This window comes from Mesorhizobium sp. M1066 (genome assembly GCF_040318635.1).
Taxonomy (GTDB): Bacteria; Pseudomonadota; Alphaproteobacteria; order Rhizobiales; family Rhizobiaceae; genus Mesorhizobium.
Window position 1 is genome coordinate 104,340 of the sequence record NZ_JAMYMR010000017.1, and the last position, 18,993, is coordinate 123,332.

Here is an 18,993-nt window from a genome sequence, read left to right on the forward strand (position 1 = left end):
CTTGTTATTTTCTGGCTTTTTCGAAGGCTTGGGCGACATCCGCCCACAGGTCTTCGACACTCTCCAATCCGACATTGAAGCGGATGGTTCGGGGGCTGACGCCGAAGCGCGCCATCGAATTCAGGCCAGGCGTCTGCTCCAGCGACGCCTTGGCCGGCACGACCAGGCTTTCATGCCCGCCCCAGCTGACGCCGATGCGGAAATATTTCATCGCATCGACGAAGACGGGGATGTCGATCTCGTCCGTCACCTCGAAGGAGAACAGACCGGCATAGCCGGCCAGTGTCGCCTTGCCCGGATGGTTCGAATAGACGGGATGGTTGACGCGCTCGACATTGGCATGCGCCTTCAGCCGTTCGGCGATGGTCAGGCCGCTCTTCATGTGGTGCGGCAGGCGCAGCGGCAGCGTGCGCAAGCCGCGCAGCAACAGCCAGGCTTCGAATGGCGACAGCTTGCCGCCGAGATAGGAATAGGTCTGCTCGTTGATGTGCTTGATATGAGCGGCCGAACCCGCCACGACGCCAGCGACGGTGTCGCTGTGGCCGCCAAGGTATTTCGAGGCCGAATGCAGCACCAGGTCGACGCCATGCGCGATCGGCTTCTGGAACACCGGCGTCGCCCAGGAATTGTCGATGGTGGTGACGATGCCCTGTTCCTTGGCCAGCCGTGTCAGATGCGCGATGTCCTGCAGCTCGAACATCATCGAGGTCGGGCTTTCCAGATAGAGCAGCTTGGCGCCGGGAAGTGCCGCCGCGACCGCATCCGGGTCGGAGCCGTCGACATAATCGACCTTGATGTTGAGCCGAGGCAACAGCCGCTCGAACAGCCGGTAGGCATCGCCATAGCAATTGCGCACCGCCACGATGCGCTCGCCTGCCCCAACGAACGCAAGCACCGTGGCACTGATCGCCGCCATGCCGCTGGAAAAGCCGCGCGCGGCTTCTGCGCCCTCAAGCGCTGCCACGCGCGCCTCGAACTCCATCACCGTCGGATTGTCGCCGCGCGAATAGATCGGCTGCTTTCGTTTGCCAGCAAAGGTATCGGCCATCTCGGCATAGCTGGCGAAGGTGAACAGCGAGGTCTGGTAGATCGGCGGCACCACCGCACCGCCAGGGAACGGTTCGTCATGCGCCAAGAGTGTCGCCGCCTCGGCGAGATAGTCGTGATCGAAACCGGATGGATGCTCGTTCATGTCTGGCTCGAAAGTTTGAGTTTGGCGGCACCGCGCTTGAGGTCGTCCTCGACGGTGGCGATCAGCTTGAGCGCCTCGGCGCGGGCGCCCTGCGGGTCGCGCGCGGCGATGCGTTCGTAGATGGTGCGGTGATAGGGAAAGCTGGCGTGGCCGAAATCGCGCACGCCGAGCGGATGCTCCCAGAAGCGGTGGAACAATTCGTACATGGCGGCGATGATCTGCTCGAACAGTGGATTGCCCGAGGCCCGGTAGATCGCCTGGTGGAACTCCCAATCCTCTTCCGACGACATGCCGTCGCGTGTGCGGAACGCCTGCTCCATGATGTCGAGCTTGCGTGCGATTTCGGCGATATCTGCCTGGCTGGCGCGTTCGGCGCAAAGAGCTGCGGCCTCCGCCTCCAGTGCGCGGCGGATCTCCATCGTCTGCATCAGGCTGGTGAAATCATTGCCGCCCGCCAGCGTCAGCGGCATGTGCAGCATATCGTGTGAAACAGCCGCCTTGAGATAGGTGCCGCTGCCCTGGCGCCTCTCGACGAGGCCGAGCCCTTCCCAGCGCGTCAGTGCCTCGCGCACGGTGTTGCGGCTGACCTTCAGCCGCTCGGCCAGAATGCGTTCGGTTGGAAGTCTCTCACCCGGCTGCAGGGCTTCGGCGCGAACAAATCCCACCAACGCCTTCAACACGGCGTCGTCGCGCGCCGTGGTCTGAATGGGTGGCAGGCTGTTCTGGTCCACATTTCCTCCAAGTGGTCCAATGGTCCAACCAATTTCTGCACAGAAGGAAGCTCCTGTCAACCAACTGTCAGGAGCACTGTCAGAGGGCGGTCGCGCGATCGCGCTTCGATCGTATCTGCTAATCTGAGGCAGCAGGCGACCCGAACCAGGTGGTCAGCGCGTCCACCAGCCCCTGTGGGGTTCCCGCCCCGGCCCAAGCCACATAACCATCGGGCCGGATCAAGACGGCGCTGGGCGCGGCCACCCTCCCGAGCACCGGGAGGTCCCAGGCACCGGCATACAAGGCGTCGATCTGCCGGACCCGATCAGCCCAGGGCGCGATGTCCAGCCTGCCTTGCTCACCGAAGTTGAGCAGCACGGGCCGCGCGTCGTGCAGCAAGGTGAAGACCCGCAACGGCCCGCCGGCGGTGGTCAGATCGAGATCGGGCATTCGCCGCCCAAGCAGTGGATGCCCCTCGCCAAGGTCGTAATGGACACCCAAACCAGACATCTCCGCGGCGATTTTCTTGCGGGGTTCATCCATGCCGAGAAACTCGGCAACGGTGTCGGCCACGGCCTTGCTACGGTCATCCGTGCGGCGAAGCGCGACCTGTGCCATCGTATTGCGCAACACGCGGGCGGCGACCGGATGACGCTCGGCGTGATAGCTGTCGAGCAGGCTTTGCGGCGATGTCCCCTTGATGACCTGGGCCAGCTTCCATCCAAGGTTCACCGCATCCTGCACGCCGATATTGAGGCCCTGTCCGCCCATCGGAGGATGGATGTGCGCGGCATCACCCGCCAGCAGCACGCGCCTGTCGCGGTATGCGGCAGCCTGGCGCGTCATGTCGGTGAAGCGGGAGAGCCAGGTCGGGCTGTGGACCCCGAAGTCGGTGCCGTAGATGGCAGTCAGCGCCTCGCTGAGCTCGCGCAGGGTCGGGTCGCCGCGCGCCTCCAGGCATGGCTCCGTCAGCACGACGCCAACCTTCTTGCCGTCCTCGATCTTGCCCAGGGCATGAATTCCGGAGGCGTTGCTGCGGAAGCCCCATGCCGGTTCTTCCGACATTTCGACCTCGGCAATCATCCAGCTCATCGTCGGATCCCATCCGGCGAACTCGATACCGGTCGCCTTGCGAATGGTGCTGCGGCCTCCGTCGCAGCCGACCAGATATGCGGCCCTCAGGCGGTGACCGGTGGACAGTTCGACATCGACGCCGCTGTCGTCCTGGGTAAACCCCGCAACCTCGTGTCCGCGATAGATCGGCACCTTGAACTCGCCGACCCAGTCGGCCAGGATGCGCTCGATGTGGTTTTGCCGCAGCGCCAGCAGATAATTGTGGCGCGTGGGAAAATCGCTGATGTCTAACCGGATCATGTGGAAGCCCACGGACGGCGATATCTGTCCCTGTGAAAGAAACCGATCCGCAATTCCGCGCTGGTCGAGCACCTCAAGAGTGCGCGCATGCAGGCCGCCAGCGCGCAATCCTGCCAGTTTCTGATCCGGTCGCCTTTCGACAATGGCAACGTCCACGCCTGCCAGCGCCAGTTCGCCTGCCAGCATCAATCCCGTCGGACCACCCCCGGCGATCACAACCGCATGATCTGAAATCATTATCATAACTCCCGTTTTCCGCACCCTGGCTTGGGTCGCGGTTTTACGGGAGGAGCCGGGTCTTGCCGCAAGCCTCTTGTGCGCCATATGTATGAAATGGAAGGGGTGTTCTTCCCCTCATCGTTGGCTGCCCTCACAGCGAAACTGTGTAGGAACGGCTAGAACGGGTGTTCCGATTTCACATGCAGAAACGCAGATTCCTCCGTGCTTTAGCACGGAGTTCTGATGTTCTTTTGGAGAGAAGGGGGCCGGTCGGCGTTTGGCAGCGGTACGAGGAGGCCACTATGTGCCAGCGCCGGCCGGCCGACCCCACGGACCCAGGAGATGCGGCGGACCTGAGCATCATGGGGTATTCCCAGGGATCGGAGCCGGCTTTCTATCCTCGTGCCGGCTTCGTCTTGGCCTGCACAGTTGCGCAAGAGCTTATGAAAATCAACAGTTTCTTAACCAAGGCTCGCGAATCGCTTCGATTAAGGTAAACGGGTAACCCTGTCGGGTTGACTGGATATTCGGAGCCTTGGCCGGTTATGCGGCTTTGGCAACAACCCGGTTGCGGCCGCCGCTCTTGGCTTCGTAGAGCGCGAGATCGGCACGCTTCATCAGCGCCGCCACCGTGTCCACGCCTTTCAGCACCGACGACACGCCGACGCTGACCGTGACTTCGATCGCCTTGCCGTCCTGGCCGATGGCAAAAGCTGCCTGGGCGATTTCGGCGCGAATGCGCTCGGCTACCTTCTCGGCCACCGCGCCCTCGGTGTCCGGCATCACCACGACGAACTCCTCCCCGCCAAAACGGCAGGCAAGGTCGATACCCCTGACGTTCTTGCGCAGCCGCCGTGCGAATTCCCGCAGAACCTCGTCGCCGCCGTCATGACCGTGCGCGTCGTTGATCGCCTTGAAGCGGTCGAGGTCGGTGATCATCACCGACAGCGGCCGGCGCCGCGCCACGGCGCGATCGAACAGCGTCTGCAGATGGCTGTCCAGATAGCGGCGGTTGTGCAGCCCGGTCAGTCCATCGGTTACCGCCATTTCGATGGTCTGGGTGACGCTGGCGCGCAGCTGGTCGTTGTAGCGCTTGCGGCGCACCTGGGTGCGCAGCCGCGCCGTCAGTTCCTGCTGGTCGATCGGCCGCATCAGATAATCATTGATGCCGAGTTCGAGGCCGCGAATGATGCGTTCCTCCTCGCCCTCCTCCGCCAGCAGGATGATCGGCACGAAACGGGTGCGATCGAGCGAGCGCAACTGCGAACAGAGCCTCAGCGGATCGAAATCGGCGAACGCGGTCGAGATCATCACGCATTCATAGGACGTCTCGGCGGCCTGGAAGAAACCGGCATGCGGATCATGTGTGACGTCGAGATCGGCCCGGTCGCGCAGCATCTTCTGGATGCGCTCGACGGATGATTTGCGTTCGTCGATCAAAAGCACTTTGGGCGTCGTGTCCTCGGATGCGAAATTGCGGCTGAGCAACTCCTCGATGCCGATGTTGCGCGTCGTCGAGGCGCGCAGCCGCAACTCGTCGGTCAGCGACTTCAGGCGAACCAGGCTCTTGACGCGCGTCATAAGCTGCAGGTCGTTGACCGGCTTGGTCAGGAAGTCGTCGGCGCCGGCCTCGAGCCCGCGGACGCGGTCGGAAACCTGGTCGAGCGCGGTGATCATCACCACCGGAATGTGCGATGTCGCCGGATCGCTCTTCAGCCGCCGACAGACCTCGAACCCGTCCATGTCAGGCATCATCACGTCGAGCAGCACGACATCGACCTTGCCGTTCTCGCAGGTCTCGATCGCATCCGGCCCGTTGGTGGCGGTCAGTACTTCGAAATATTCGGCCAGCAGCCGCACTTCCAGCAGCCGCACATTGGCAGGGATATCGTCGACGACGAGGATCCGCGCAGTCATTTCACAACGCTCCGGCTCGGCTGAAGGGGCACATCACGCATCGCCCAGATAGGATTTGATGGTTTCGATGAAACGCGGCACCGAGATCGGCTTCGAAATATAAGCCTCGCAGCCGCCCTGGCGGATGCGTTCCTCGTCGCCCTTCATGGCGAAGGCGGTCACCGCAATGACCGGGATGACGTGCAGCTCGTCGTCCTCCTTCAGCCATTTGGTCACTTCAAGCCCCGACACTTCAGGCAACTGGATATCCATCAGGATCAGATCCGGCCGATGCTGGCGCGCCAGATCGAGCGCTTCCAGACCGTTGCGGGTGCGCACGGTCTCGTAACCGCTCGCCTCGATGAGGTCCCGAAAGAGCTTCATGTTGAGCTCATTGTCTTCGACGATCATAACCTTCTTCGGCATCGATATCCCGTCCCGGCAGTCCTTCCGCTTCGAAGGCGACCGTCATGCGCCCATGTCTGAACGCACCAAACCCTGCTTCACTTTACGGCAATATGATTGACGAAACGGAAATCCACCGTGCGAAAAGCTGTTTGGATTCCACCTCGGGCGCCGCTCTAACCGCTTGCCGCCAGCAACTCTTGCCATTATTGCGGGAGAGACTCATTCCACACACCGAAGGTAGTGATGGCAAACGCAGCGTCAATGCGTGAAGAAGCGGAATCGATTGCCGTGAAGGCCCTGGGCTTCGTCGCCTCCGATCCCGAGCTGCTGCCGCGCTTTCTGGCGATCACCGGCATAGAGGCGCATTCGATCCGCAAAGCCGCCAGCGAACCGGGATTCATGGCCGGTGTGCTGCAGTTCATTCTTGCCCACGAGCCGACTCTGATGCGCTTTGCCGAGGAAACCGGCACCCCGCCGGCGGCTGTCGGCAAGGCCTTGCGGTCGCTGCCGCTGGGCGACGACAACCACGAGCATTCCATATGAGCGATGATCCGGAAACCGCGCGCCAGATTGAAGAACTGGCAGCCGACGACCGACCCTTGCTTGTCCTCGATGTCGACGATGTCGTGCTCGAATTCATCCGACCGTTTCCGAATTTCCTCAAGGCGCGCGGCTATGGCCTGACGCTGGCCTCGTTTCGGCTGACCGGCAACATAGCAGAGACCGCTAGCGGCCGCCTGATCGAACAGCCCGAAGTCACGGCACTGCTGGCCGATTTCTTTGACGCGCAAGCCGATTGGCAAAACATTACTGACGGCGCTGCAGAAGCCCTGGCAGGGTTTGGCGACCGCGCGGAAATCATCTTGCTGACGGCCATGCCGCACAAGCACCGTGCCGTGCGTCGCGTCCATCTCGACGCGCTTGGGCTGAGCTACCCGCTTCTGACCACTGAAATGGCCAAAGGACCGGCAGTGGCCAAGCTTCGCGGCAAGGCCGGCCGCCCGGTGGTCTTCGTCGACGATCAGCCGCACAATCTGGCGTCGGTGCGGGAATCGGTCGCCGACGCCGAATTGTTCCACCTGATGGCCGACAATTCGCTGCGCGCATTCCTGCCGCCGGTGACGGACGATGTGGTCGTCGTCCAGGACTGGCACGAGGCAGCGCCCAAGATTCAAAGCGCGCTGGGGCTCTGAACTCCAGCTTCAGGGGTTCAGTTCGCACCTGCGCCGCCGCTGTCGTCTCCGCTGTCATCGGCGCCGTCACCATCATCCACGCTGTCGTCCACGGCCGGATCGGCGGGCTTCAGCATGACGCCATTGACGGTGACCGAGCCATCGGCCTTGGCATTGACGATCCATTCCAGCCGGCCATCGGGCAGCGTCTTGCCAAAGCCCTTCGCCATGAGAGCGACTGGCACGTATTGGCCAACCTCCGGTTCCGACTTTGCCGCTTGCTGCAGGCCTTCGACAAGCTTGTCGAAGCCGGCGACATCGACGGTTACGCTTCCTTCGGGCTTTTCGCCTGGGAATGTCATCTCGCCTTCCAGCGCGATCTCCGTGTCCTTGTTCTTCACGGTGCTGTGGCCAAGCACGACCTTCGGCATCCTGGCCATGAAGTCGACTTTAAGTTGCTCGCCGAATTCGGCCGACAGCGGCGGATTCTTATTGAGATCAAAGGCTTCGATCGCCTTCTTCGCCATGCTGTCGAGATCGATATTGGCGCCGCCAAAGTTCAAATCGACATCGGTGGGCAACAACCCCACGCTCCAGCTCGGCAGAAGCTGGGTCGGCACGGTCAGCCCCGATGCCTTGATGCCGTACGTGATCGTGCCGTTCTGGGCCACGCCATCGGTACCGAACACGGTGCTGAGCTGGGTGGCGCCGAAATTGCCGACCGGGCTTTCCACCGCGAAATCCTTGAAACCGTAGGTCCCGTCGATACGCTGCCAAAGCGGCAAGGCGGCGAGCAGAAGCGATTTGAGCTGCGCCTGGTTGGCCTTCAGCCTCGCCTCGTCCTCGTTGGCCACCGCAAATGCCAGGAGATCGAGCAATGGCTTGGTCCGCACGCCCTTGCCGTTGGCTTCGACCGACAGTTCAGGCGACCTGACGGTGACCGGGAGTTTCAGCCCGCTCTCGGGGTCATCGAAATTGATCGCTTCGATAAAACTCGACACCTTCTGCGAGGTTGTGAAATCGACGCCCCCGGTCGTCGACTTGGTCGCGGCAACGGTCGCGATGCCGGCGCCCGTGCTGGCTTCCATGTGCTGCTTGGCATCCTTCGATGCCATCGTCATGCCGGCCATCGAGCTGGTGCCGCTGGTAAAGGCCGCCAGATTTGGATCGTAGACGCCCGAACCCTTGCCGTCCTTGATCGAAAACTGAGTGCTTTGCAGCCCCTCGGGTCCGTTGAACTCGAAGGAGGCGGTTTGGGAGAAATCCATGGAGACATCCCAGGACCCGTCGCTGCGCGGCTTGACCATCAGGGCATAGGGCGCGAAGTCGAACTTCAGCAGTTTCTGGTCCGGAAACGATGCGGCAAGTGCCTTGAAATCGAACAGGATCTTGTAGGCGCCACCTTCAAGCGAAACCTTTAAAATGCCTTTGTCGATGGCCTGCTTGCCGACATAGCGGGACAAGTCGTCGGACAATTGCTTCGCACCCTGATTGTCGACGGTCTGGCCGAAAGCAGGGGCACTCAACGCAAGAAGGAACACGAATGGCAGGGCACGGTTCACGCGAATTCTCCGTTTGACCTAGAAGAGAGACTTTGTCCGTCTGGTATGAAATTACCGCTGCAACCGCAAGGTGAGATCACCAAGCCACGAGCGGACCTCATCAAAGCACCAGCCGCATCAGCGGGCGACCGGCCTTGCGTTCCACCAGCCGCTCGAAACCCGCCTTCTCGAAGACCCGCGACGAACCGACGAACAGGCCGATCGAGCGCGAATCGCGAGACAAATCAATCGGACAAGCCTCGAGCAGCCGTGCACCGTTCTGGCGGGCGAAATCGATGCCGCCTTCGACGAGGCGATGCGTGATGCCCCTGCCGCGCGCCTTGGTGCGGATGAAGAAGCAGGAGATTGCCCAGACGGCCGGATCCGCGGCGTCGGCAGGATCGACCGGTGCCGACCCCCTGCCCTGATTGTTCCATTCGGGCACGTCGGCGCGCGGGCCGATCTGCATCCAGCCGACCGCCTGGCCATCCTCGAATGCCAGCAGTCCGGGCGGCGGGCCGGCCTCGATACGCGCCTTGATGTGGTCCTTGTTGCGTTCCCGGCTGCTCTCGCGCCGTACCGCCGGCGCCAGCCGGAAATGCGTGCACCAGCAGCCGTAGCAGGCGCCTTGCTTGCCGAAGAGGTCCTCGAATTCAGCCCAAAGCTCGGGCGCAAGCGGCGCTATGGTCGTGCTCATGCGTTCTCCCCAGGCCAGCCTTGTCGCCGGCCTTGCACTGTCGTACCATTGCTTCTGTTCTCTTTATGTTCGCAGCGATGGCGACCCCTGTCAACAATCCCGACCACGGTTTTTGCCGCGACTGCCTGACGTTTCAGCGCAGCCAGACGCGCCGCTGCGAGCGCTGCGGCAGCCCCCGACTTGCGCGTCATGCCGAGCTTTACCGACTGCATCTGGCCCATATCGATTGCGACGCCTTCTATGCGGCGATCGAAAAGCGCGACAATCCGGCGCTCAAGGACAAGCCGCTGATCATCGGCGGCGGCAAGCGCGGCGTCGTCTCCACCGCCTGTTACATCGCCCGTATCCAGGGCGTCCGCTCGGCCATGCCGATGTTCAAGGCGCTCGAAGCCTGCCCGGAGGCGGTCGTCATCAGCCCCAACATGGAAAAATACGTGCGCGTCGGCCGCGAAGTGCGCGCCATGATGCAAGCGCTGACACCGCTGGTCGAGCCGCTGTCGATCGACGAGGCGTTTCTCGACCTCGCCGGCACCGAACGACTGCACGGCCTGCCGCCCGCTGTGGTACTGGCGCGCTTCGCGCAGGCCGTCGAGAAGGAGATCGGCATCACCGTTTCGGCCGGCCTGTCCTATTGCAAGTTCCTCGCCAAGATTGCGTCTGATTTTCGCAAGCCGCGCGGTTTCTCGGTCATCGGCGAGGCCGAGGCAGTCGGCTTCCTCTCGGCGCAGCCGGTGACCATGATCTGGGGTGTCGGAAAGGCATTCAACGCCACGCTGGAGCGTGACGGCATCCGCACTATCGGCCAGTTGCAGCAAATGGATCGCGGCGACCTGATGCGCCGCTACGGCACGATGGGCGACCGGCTCTACCACCTTTCGCGCGGCGAGGACGTCCGCCGCGTCGATCCCGACCAGGATGCCAAGAGCGTATCGGCCGAAACCACCTTCGACACCGACATCGCGTCGCTGGACGAACTGGTCGCGGTTCTCAGGGGTCTTTCGGAAAAGGTTTCGGCACGGCTGAAAAAGTCAGGCATTGCCGGGCGCACCGTGGTGCTGAAACTGAAGAGCCAGGATTTCAAGCTGCGCACGCGCAATCGCCAGCTCGGCGATCCGACCCGGCTCGCCGACCGCATCTTTCAGACCGGGGTGGAGCTTCTGCGCAAGGAAACCGACGGCACGAAATATCGGCTGCTAGGCATAGGCGTCAGCGACCTTTCGGACGACGACCAGGCCGACCCGCCCGATCTGGTCGACATCCAATCGCGCAAGCGCGCCATGGCCGAAGGCGCCATCGATGCCCTGCGCGACAAGTTCGGCCGCAAGGCGGTGGAAACCGGCTACACATTCGGCAAGGGCCGCGACGCCCATCCGCCGGAGCCGCTCGAGGATTAGGTGCGCTGCAGATCTATCCTGCTCGTCACCACGCTCTTGCCGGTTTTCGGGTCGGTGTCGATGACGGTCAGCCGCATGCCGTTCTCGCCGCGTTTCTCGACCTTCATCTGCGCCCTTCGGTCGCCATTGACCTCCTTGGCCCAGCGAATGCCCAGGTTGATCGCGTTGCCCGAACGGCTGCCGTTGAGCTGTGCCGGTCCCGTGCGAGAGCCGACATAGATGCCGCTGTATTTGGCGCCGCTGGCCTTCAGATCCGCGCTGATGGCACGCGTGACCACGACAAGCCCCCGGCAATTGCCGTCGAGCGACAGGGAGGTCGATGTCGCGTTCGAGCTGAACGTGCAGGACACGTTCACGGTCGGCGCATCGGTGGTGACCTTGACGATACCCTTGCCGGCGAAATTGCCCTTGAACGACTGGAGAAATTGCGTCTCGTCGGCATGTGCCGCGCCTGCCGCAACCAGTAAACCGCCGGCAAGCGCGAATTGCGCGAAGAATCTCATCGAAGCTCTCCCTGTCGATCTTCAAAAAGGCGGGACGGTCCGCCAGCACGGCTGACCATCGGGACTCAACGCCACTTGCCGTTTCAGGTTCCGCCCGCCACATGACTGTTTCACAACATCCAGGCAGTCGCGACTGGCCCAGAAGAATGCCTTGCGTAGCGATTGCGGCAGAAGTCCTGGGCTGCGACATAGCGCGAATGGCACCCACACCCTCGATCCCCAAGGCCGCGTTCTGGATGGCGCTGTCGATCGCTTCCTTCCTTGGGATGACGGTCGCCGGCCGAGCCACGACAGCGGAGCTCAACGTCTTCCAGGTGCTGGAGTTGCGCTCTGTGATCGGCTTCTTCATCCTTCTGCCGCTGGTGATGACGAGTGGCGGCTTTCAAGCCATGCGCACGCGGCGCCCCATTGCCCACATCGCCCGCAACGTCATCCACTACACGGGCCAGGCGGCCTGGCTCTACGCCCTCACTTTGATCCCGCTGGCCGTGCTGATCTCGATCGAATTCACCACGCCGATCTGGACAGCTATCCTGGCGGTGATTTTTCTTGGCGAAAGGCTCAACCGGCCCAAGCTGGCAGCGATCGGGCTGGGGCTGATCGGCGTGGTGATCATCGTGCGCCCCGGTGTCGGCTCGGTCGATCCTGGACATCTCGTCGTGCTGGGTGCCGCGGCCTGCTTCGGCATCTCGGTGGTCACGATCAAATCGCTGACCCGGACGGACAGCGTCGTGCGCATCATCTGCTGGATGCTGATTATCCAGTCGATAGTCGGTCTCATCCCGGCGCTCTATACGTGGCGCAACCCGCCACTGGAGCTGTGGCCATGGATCGTGCTGATCGCCTTCACCGGCATGTCGTCGCATTTCTGCATGGCCCGTGCGCTTGGCCATGCCGACGCGACCATCGTCTCGCCGATGGATTTCCTGCGCGTGCCGCTATCGGCGCTGATTGGCTGGCTGCTCTATAGCGAGCAGATCGACGCCTTCACCGCCGGTGGCGCGCTGCTGATCCTGATGGGCAATCTGCTCAATCTTCAGCGCAGGCCAATGAAGCCGGCTGAAGTGGCGGCGTCGTAGTCCCGCCGGCCGTCAGTTCCCTTCGTCGGGTATGTTGAGGAGATGGCCGCAGGCTTTGCAATGCACGGCGTCCGGCTCGTGCCGCCGCAAACCGCACTGCGGACAGGGAAACAACACCTTGGCTGGCCGGAAGATCGCCTGAGCCAGCCTGACAAACAGCGATATGCCGATGATCATGGTGACGATTGCCGTCAGCTTGCCGGCCATGCCCGGCAGCACGATGTCGCCGAAGCCGGTCGTCGTCACCGTGGCGACGGTGAAATAAAGCGCGTCGATATAGTTTTCCAGACCGGCGCCAGTGCGGAAGAAGAACGTGTAGACGAAGCCAGTGATGACGAACAGGAAGGTCAAGAGGTTGATGACCGCGTGGCTGGCCTCTCGCCACGGCCGCAGGTCGCGCATCTCCAGATGCCGCCAGAGCGAACCGCTGCGCGACAGCGACCACAGCCGCAGGATGCGCAGGAAGGCGAGATTGGCGAACGCCGTCGGCATCAGCAGCGTCAAAAGGATGAAGACATCGACCCACGACGTCGGCTGCTTCATCAGCCGCAGCATGTTTTTGGAGGCAAGCAGCCGGGCGACCAGGTCCGCGGCGACAAGCGCGGCAGCCGAATAGTCGAGCCAGAGGAATGACGGCTTGTCCTGAAGAACCGGCGTCGCGATGAAGAAGGCGATGATGGCGAGGTCGATGACGACGGCCACCAGTTGGAACCGGAAAGCGGCCGGCGTGCGCCCATGATAGAGCCTGCGCAGCCTGTCACGCAGCCGCGCCAAGGTTGAAATCGTCTGCGACCCGTTCCTCTGTGCCGGCTTCATGCTGACTGCGCTGGCGTTCGCGGCAGCGACCGCCCGGCTGATTGCCGCGCGCGAGAAAGAGCGGGGGTCACACCAACTCCACTTCGACCACGCCCGGCACCGCGCGCATCGCCGAGGCGATCTGCGGCGAAATCCGGTAGCGGTTCGGCAGCTCGATCTCGATTTCCCCTTCGCCTTCCTCCTTGATCAGCACGAAGCTGACCTGGCCTTCGCCCCTGACGGTCAGTTGGCCGGCCAGCGTGTTGATCGGCGAGGCGTTGCGCACGAAAATGCGAAGTGCCTTCTGGATACGGCTTGCCTCGTCCTCCAGCGACTGCACCGAGTTGATGCGCAGATTGACGCCTTCCGGCCTGTCTTCCGCCGCAACGGTGATGACCACGGAGCGGCCGGCCTCAAGCAGGTCGCGATATTGCGCCAGTCCTTCGGAAAACAGCACGGCTTCGTACTGGCCTGACGTATCGGAGAAGGCGATGACGCCCATCTTGTTGCCGGTGCGCGTCTTGCGCTCCTGCTTGGACGTCACCGTGCCGGCAAGACGGCCGGCGGCGGCGCCGCGCTTGACGGCCGCCGAAAACTCGGCCCACGTCTGAACCCGCATCTTCTGCAGGGCCGCCTTATACTCGTCGAGCGGGTGCGCCGAGAGGTAGAAGCCGACCACCTGGAATTCACGGTGCAGCCGGTCGGCGGCGAGCCACGGCTCTGTCGCCGGCAGATTGAGTGCCTGCGACTGGGCGCCGAGCGAGGCGCCGAAGATGTCGTGCTGGCCGGAAACTGCATTCTGCTGAGCCAGCGACGCCAGCCCCATCATGCGCTCCACGCCCGCCATCATCGACGCGCGGTCGTGGCCGAAGCAATCGAGCGCACCGGCCATGATCAGGCTTTCGAAGACGCGCTTGCCGACGATCTTGGGATCGACCCGCTCGCAGAAATCGGCGAGGTTCTTGAACGGCTTTTCCCCACGCTGGGCAACGATGTGTTCGACCGCCGCGTCGCCGACGCCCTTGAGCGCCGCCAGCGAATAGTAGATGCGGTTCTCGCCGACCTCGAAGGGGCGAAAGCTCGATGTCACCGAGGGCGCCAGAACCTCGATGCCAAGGCGCAGCGCGTCCTGGCGGAAATCGGCCAGCTTGTCGGTGTTGCCCATATCGAGCGTCATCGACGCTGCCAGGAACTCGACCGGATAATGCGCCTTGAGATAGGCGGTCTGGTATGAAACCACCGCGTAGGCGGCGGCATGCGATTTGTTGAAACCATAGTCGGCGAACTTGGCCAGCAGGTCGAAAATGAAGTCGGCTTGCGGCTTGCCGACGCCACGCTCGACCGCGCCGGAGACGAAGCGCTCGCGCTGCTTGTCCATCTCGGCGCGGATCTTCTTGCCCATGGCGCGGCGCAGCAGATCGGCTTCGCCGAGCGAGTAGCCGGACAGCTCCTGCGCGATCTGCATCACCTGTTCCTGGTAGACGATGACGCCTTGCGTCTCCTTCACCAGATGGTCGATCTTGGGATGGATCGACGCCATCTCCTCCTCGCCATGCTTTCTGGCGTTGTAGGTCGGAATGTTCTCCATCGGACCGGGGCGGTAGAGCGCGACCAGCGCGATGATGTCCTCGATGCAGTCGGGCCGCATGCCGATCAACGCCTTGCGCATGCCGGCGCTTTCCACCTGGAACACGCCGACCACTTCACCGCGCGACAGCATGGCGTAGGTGTCGGGATCGTCGAGCGGGATCGTCGCCAGGTCGATCTCGATGCCGCGCCGGCGGATCAGCTTCACCGCCGTCTCCAGCACCGTCAGCGTCTTCAGGCCGAGGAAGTCGAACTTCACCAGTCCGGCCTGCTCGACATATTTCATGTTGAACTGGGTAACGGGCATGTCCGAGCGCGGATCGCGGTACATCGGCACCAGTTCCGACAGCGGCCGGTCGCCGATGACGATGCCGGCGGCGTGCGTCGAGGCATGGCGGTAAAGGCCTTCCAGCTTCTGCGCCATATCGAGCAGCGTCTGGACGATCGGCTCCCTCTCGGCCTCTTCGGCAAAGCGCGGCTCGTTGGCGATGGCGTCAGCGAGCTTGACCGGATTGGCCGGGTTCTGGGGCACCATCTTGGAGAGCTTGTCGACCTGGCCATAGGGCATCTGCAGCACACGGCCGACGTCGCGCAGCACAGCGCGAGCCTGCAGCGTACCGAAGGTGATGATTTGGCCGACCTGGTCGCGGCCGTATTTCTGCTGGACGTAGCGGATGACCTCCTCTCGGCGATCCTGGCAGAAATCGATGTCGAAGTCGGGCATCGACACGCGGTCGGGATTGAGGAAGCGCTCGAACAGCAGCGAGAAGCGCAGCGGATCGATGTCGGTGATGGTCGTCGAATAGGCGACCAGCGAGCCTGCGCCCGAACCGCGGCCCGGCCCGACCGGAATGCCTTGCGCCTTGGCCCATTTGATGAAGTCGGCAACGATCAGGAAGTAGCCGGGAAACTTCATCTTGGTGATGATGCCAAGCTCGAAGTTCAACCGCTCGCGGTATTGCTCGACTGTATAGCCGGCGGTTGGGCCATGCATGGCGAGGCGCGCGTCGAGCCCCTCATGCGCCTGGCGGGCCAGTTCGTCGGCTTCCGCCTGCACGGCAGCGTCATTGTCGGCGACATCGCCGCCGGTGAAGCGCGGCAGGATCGGATTGCGGTTCTTCGGATAATAGGAGCAGCGCAGCGCGATCTCGACAGTGTTGTCGATCGCCTCCGGCAGATCGGCAAAGAGCCTCGCCATATCGGCCTGGCTGCGCAGGAAATTGTCCGGCGACAGCCGGCGACGATTGTCGGCGGCGACGACCGATCCCTCGGCGATGGCGATCAGCGCGTCATGTGCGTCATAGTCGTCACGAGAGGAAAAGAACGCCTCGTTGGTGGCGACCAGGGGCAGTTCATGGGCATACGCCAGATCGATCGAGGATTTTTCGATCACGCGGTCATAACCGGAAACCCGGTCCAACTCGACATAGAGCCGGTCGCCGAACATCTCCTTGAGGGTCAAAAGCCGGGCTTCGGCCAGGTCGCGGCGATCTTCCTTAAGCGCGGTGCCGATCGGTCCGCGCGGCCCACCGCTGAGGCAGATCAATCCGTCACAATAGCCGTCCATCATTTCGGTGGTCAGGTGCACGGCTTCGCCCGGCGGTGTTTCGAGGTAGACGCGACTGACCAGCCTGACCAGATTGGAATAGCCGGCTTCGGTCGCGGCGAGCAGGACGACCGGCCGCATATCCGGGCCCTGCCGCCTGCGGTCGCGCTGGCCATCGCTGTTTTCGCCGGAAAAGGCGAGCGCGGTCTGACAGCCGATGATCGGCTGGATGCCGTCCTTCACCGCCTTCTGCGCGAATTCCAGTGCGCCGAACAGATTGTTGGTGTCGGTGACGGCGATGGCCGGGGCTTCGTCCTTGACCGCGTGAGCCACCACCTTGCCGATCTGCAAGGCGCCTTCCAGCAGCGAATAGGCCGAATGCACGCGCAGATGGACGAAGGGCCGCGCCGGGGCCTCCGGCCGCGCCGCAGCAATCGCTGCTTCGCGCTTCAGGGGATCGCGGGGAAGTTTTTCGTCGGCCATGGTGCTGTGTGAAGGTCCTTGAGTCGATGGAGATGTACTGTCCGGGACCGCGCGATGCCAGTCCAGCACAAACCGCTGCTGATCACAGGCTGCCTGCCCGGCTAGCCCTAAGCAAACTCCATGATCACAGCGTCGACAGCCAAGCTGTCGCCTGGCTTGGCGTTGAGTTTGGAGACGACAAGGTCGCGTTCAGCACGCAGCACGTTTTCCATCTTCATCGCTTCGACCACCGCCAAGGTCTCGCCGGCCTTGACCTCCTGGCCTTCGGCAACGGCAATCGACACGACAAGGCCAGGCATCGGGCAAAGCAGCAGGTTCGACGTGTCCGGCGCCACCTTTTCGGGCATCAGCCTTTCCAGCTCGGCGGTGCGCGGCAGCATGGCGCGCGCGGTCACCGACATGCCTTTCCAGGCTATGCGAAAGCCGTTGGCAACCGGCCTGACCTGAGCCGTAACCTTGCGCTTGCCGACCGTGCCGCGCCAGACCAGGTCGCCCGGCCGCCAGTCTGATGCAACGGTCAACGCCCTGCCGCCCTCGATCGACAGATCGATTTCCATCGGAATGGAAATCATGCCCTCGATGATCGACGCCGACAGATAGTCATCGCCGATCTTTACCACCCAGTCGCGCTTCAGAGCTCCCGAATGCGGCGCCAACCGCCCGCCCAGCCGGTCGAGCCGGTCACGGCGCAGCAGTTCCACCGCGGTCGCGATCGACGCCAGCACGGCCTTCTCATCGTCGTTCGGTACGACCGGCGCGAAGCCGTCGGGATATTCCTCCGATATGAAAGCGGTCGATATCCGCCCTTCCCGCCAACGCGGATGCTGCATCAAGGCGGCCAGGAACGGAATGTTGTGCTCGATACCGTCGACGACGAAGCTGTCGAGCGCTTCCGACATGGCATCGATGGCCTCCAGACGCGTCGGCGCCCAGGTGCACAGCTTGGCGAGCATCGGATCGTAGAACATCGAGATTTCGGAGCCTTCGGTGACGCCGGTATCGTTGCGGATGACGACATCGCCGAATTGTCCTTCCTCAGGCGGCCGGTAGCGCGTCAGTCGGCCGATCGAAGGCAGGAAGTTGCGGTAAGGGTCTTCGGCATAGAGCCGGCTTTCCACCGCCCAGCCGTTCAGCTTGATGTCGCTTTGCTTCAGGCCAAGCTTTTCGCCGGCGGCGACGCGGATCATCTGCTCGACCAGATCGATGCCGGTGACGAGCTCCGTCACCGGATGCTCGACCTGCAATCGTGTATTCATTTCAAGGAAATAGAAGTTCTTGTCCTTGTCGACGATGAATTCGACCGTGCCGGCGCTCTGGTAGTCGACAGCCCTGGCCAGCGCCACCGACTGCTCGCCCATGGCTTTGCGTGTCGCGGCGTCCAGGAATGGCGATGGCGCCTCTTCGGCGACCTTCTGGTTGCGTCGCTGGATCGAGCATTCGCGCTCGCCGAGATAGAGCGCGTTGCCATGCGCGTCGGCCAGCACCTGGATTTCGATATGGCGCGGATCGACGATGAATTTCTCGATGAAGAGACGATCGTCGCCGAACGAGCTCTTGGCTTCCGAGCGCGCGCGGTCGAAGCCGTCGCGCACTTCGGCCTCGCTCCAGGCGATGCGCATGCCCTTGCCGCCGCCGCCGGCCGAAGCCTTGATCATCACGGGATAACCGATCTCGCCGGCGATCTTTTCGGCATGGTCGGCATTCTCGATGACGCCGAGCCATCCGGGCACGGTGGAAACCTTGGCGGCGTTGGCGAACTTCTTCGATTCGATCTTATCGCCCATCGCCTTGATCGCCTTGGGCTTCGGGCCGATGAAAATGATGCCTTCCGCTTCCAGCGCTTCGCAGAAAGCCGCTCGCTCGGACAGGAATCCGTAGCCGGGATGCACGGCCTGGGCTCCCGTTTCCTTGCAGGCGGCGATGATCTTTTCCGGGACGAGATAGCTCAGCGCGGCTGGCGAAGGCCCGATATGCACCGCCTCGTCGGCCATCTCGACATGCACGGCATCGCGATCGGCATCGGAATAGACGGCAACCGTGGCGATACCCATCTTGCGCGCCGTCTTGATGACGCGGCAGGCAATTTCGCCGCGATTGGCGATCAGGATTTTCGTGAACATGCGAAATGTCATCCCCTCGGGTCGGCCGTTCCTTTTATGGCCTGTGCTTGCAGGGTCAAGCCGACCATGCAATTCACTGCCTTTCAATCGACTTGCGATTCCAATTCATCGCTGTGGCCCAGTCGGGGAGCCAGTTGATCGTGTCGGCAAAACCTGAAACCTTGGAAAAAAACCGCATTGGAGGACGCCTAATGAAAACCCGCGCCGCTGTCGCTGTCGCCGCCGGAAAGCCGCTGGAGATCATGGAGGTCGATCTCGACGGCCCACGCGAGGGCG

At 62.8% G+C, this 18,993-nt stretch carries 15 protein-coding genes; 4 read left to right on the forward strand and 11 right to left on the reverse strand.

What is annotated here, in order from left to right; all coding sequences use genetic code 11:
• Nucleotides 1–4: 4 nt before the first annotated feature.
• The 5 genes from NKH52_RS21040 to NKH52_RS21060 all read right to left on the reverse strand — a co-directional run bounded on the left by NKH52_RS21040 (nucleotide 5) and on the right by NKH52_RS21060 (nucleotide 5,818).
• Entirely contained in the window at nucleotides 5–1,192 is a 1,188-nt protein-coding gene (locus NKH52_RS21040) for a PLP-dependent transferase (RefSeq protein ID WP_127296147.1), read from the reverse strand.
• Nucleotides 1,189–1,923, reverse strand: coding sequence for a FadR/GntR family transcriptional regulator (locus tag NKH52_RS21045; RefSeq protein ID WP_352733057.1), 735 nt, complete (start codon nucleotides 1,921–1,923; stop codon nucleotides 1,189–1,191). The genes NKH52_RS21040 and NKH52_RS21045 overlap by 4 nt, the downstream gene beginning before the upstream one ends.
• A 118-nt stretch (nucleotides 1,924–2,041) precedes the next feature.
• On the reverse strand, nucleotides 2,042–3,514 hold the full coding sequence (locus NKH52_RS21050; protein ID WP_352733060.1) for an FAD-dependent monooxygenase: 1,473 nt from the start codon (nucleotides 3,512–3,514) through the stop codon (nucleotides 2,042–2,044).
• 525 nt (nucleotides 3,515–4,039) lie between these two features.
• Entirely contained in the window at nucleotides 4,040–5,413 is a 1,374-nt protein-coding gene (locus NKH52_RS21055) for a PleD family two-component system response regulator (protein ID WP_023810534.1), read from the reverse strand.
• Nucleotides 5,414–5,446: 33 nt separating this feature from the next.
• Nucleotides 5,447–5,818, reverse strand: coding sequence for a response regulator (locus NKH52_RS21060; RefSeq protein ID WP_013531932.1), 372 nt, complete (start codon nucleotides 5,816–5,818; stop codon nucleotides 5,447–5,449).
• Nucleotides 5,819–6,043: 225 nt separating this feature from the next.
• On the opposite strand from NKH52_RS21060, the gene NKH52_RS21065 reads away from it, so the two are divergent.
• Nucleotides 6,044–6,343 carry a DUF3572 domain-containing protein gene (locus NKH52_RS21065; protein WP_127296144.1) on the forward strand — a complete coding sequence of 100 codons (300 nt, stop codon included), beginning with the start codon at nucleotides 6,044–6,046 and terminating at the stop codon, nucleotides 6,341–6,343.
• A complete protein-coding gene (locus tag NKH52_RS21070; RefSeq protein ID WP_127296143.1) occupies nucleotides 6,340–6,993 on the forward strand; it encodes a hypothetical protein in 654 nt (217 codons plus the stop codon). The genes NKH52_RS21065 and NKH52_RS21070 overlap by 4 nt, the downstream gene beginning before the upstream one ends.
• A 17-nt stretch (nucleotides 6,994–7,010) precedes the next feature.
• Here the strand turns inward: NKH52_RS21070 and NKH52_RS21075 are convergent, their stop codons facing one another.
• Together NKH52_RS21075 and NKH52_RS21080 are read right to left on the reverse strand one after the other, a co-directional pair.
• Entirely contained in the window at nucleotides 7,011–8,534 is a 1,524-nt protein-coding gene (locus NKH52_RS21075; protein ID WP_352733063.1) for a hypothetical protein, read from the reverse strand.
• Between the two features lie 100 nt (nucleotides 8,535–8,634).
• A complete protein-coding gene (locus NKH52_RS21080; protein WP_352733066.1) occupies nucleotides 8,635–9,210 on the reverse strand; it encodes a GNAT family N-acetyltransferase in 576 nt (191 codons plus the stop codon).
• 65 nt (nucleotides 9,211–9,275) lie between these two features.
• Here NKH52_RS21080 and NKH52_RS21085 point away from each other — a divergent pair, with 65 nt between their 5' ends.
• Nucleotides 9,276–10,604, forward strand: a complete 1,329-nt coding sequence (locus NKH52_RS21085) for a DNA polymerase IV (RefSeq protein ID WP_352733069.1) — start codon at nucleotides 9,276–9,278, stop codon at nucleotides 10,602–10,604.
• Here the strand turns inward: NKH52_RS21085 and NKH52_RS21090 are convergent.
• The gene (locus NKH52_RS21090; RefSeq protein ID WP_023810528.1) at nucleotides 10,601–11,107 is read right to left on the reverse strand and encodes a hypothetical protein; all 507 of its coding nucleotides are present in this window, start codon (nucleotides 11,105–11,107) and stop codon (nucleotides 10,601–10,603) included. The genes NKH52_RS21085 and NKH52_RS21090 overlap by 4 nt on opposite strands.
• A gap of 197 nt (nucleotides 11,108–11,304) precedes the next feature.
• Here NKH52_RS21090 and NKH52_RS21095 point away from each other — a divergent pair, with 197 nt between their 5' ends.
• Complete coding sequence (locus NKH52_RS21095; RefSeq protein ID WP_352733072.1) at nucleotides 11,305–12,186, forward strand: DMT family transporter; 882 nt, start codon at nucleotides 11,305–11,307, stop codon at nucleotides 12,184–12,186.
• Between the two features lie 12 nt (nucleotides 12,187–12,198).
• Here NKH52_RS21095 and NKH52_RS21100 read toward each other — a convergent pair whose 3' ends face one another.
• The 3 genes from NKH52_RS21100 to NKH52_RS21110 form a co-directional block, all read right to left on the reverse strand.
• The gene (locus tag NKH52_RS21100; RefSeq protein WP_352733075.1) at nucleotides 12,199–13,002 is read right to left on the reverse strand and encodes a potassium channel family protein; all 804 of its coding nucleotides are present in this window, start codon (nucleotides 13,000–13,002) and stop codon (nucleotides 12,199–12,201) included.
• A gap of 67 nt (nucleotides 13,003–13,069) precedes the next feature.
• Nucleotides 13,070–16,597, reverse strand: coding sequence for a DNA polymerase III subunit alpha (gene dnaE, locus NKH52_RS21105; RefSeq protein ID WP_128303379.1), 3,528 nt, complete (start codon nucleotides 16,595–16,597; stop codon nucleotides 13,070–13,072).
• A 107-nt stretch (nucleotides 16,598–16,704) separates the two neighbouring features.
• Entirely contained in the window at nucleotides 16,705–18,717 is a 2,013-nt protein-coding gene (locus NKH52_RS21110; RefSeq protein ID WP_352733078.1) for an acetyl-CoA carboxylase biotin carboxylase subunit, read from the reverse strand.
• Nucleotides 18,718–18,993: the final 276 nt, after the last annotated feature.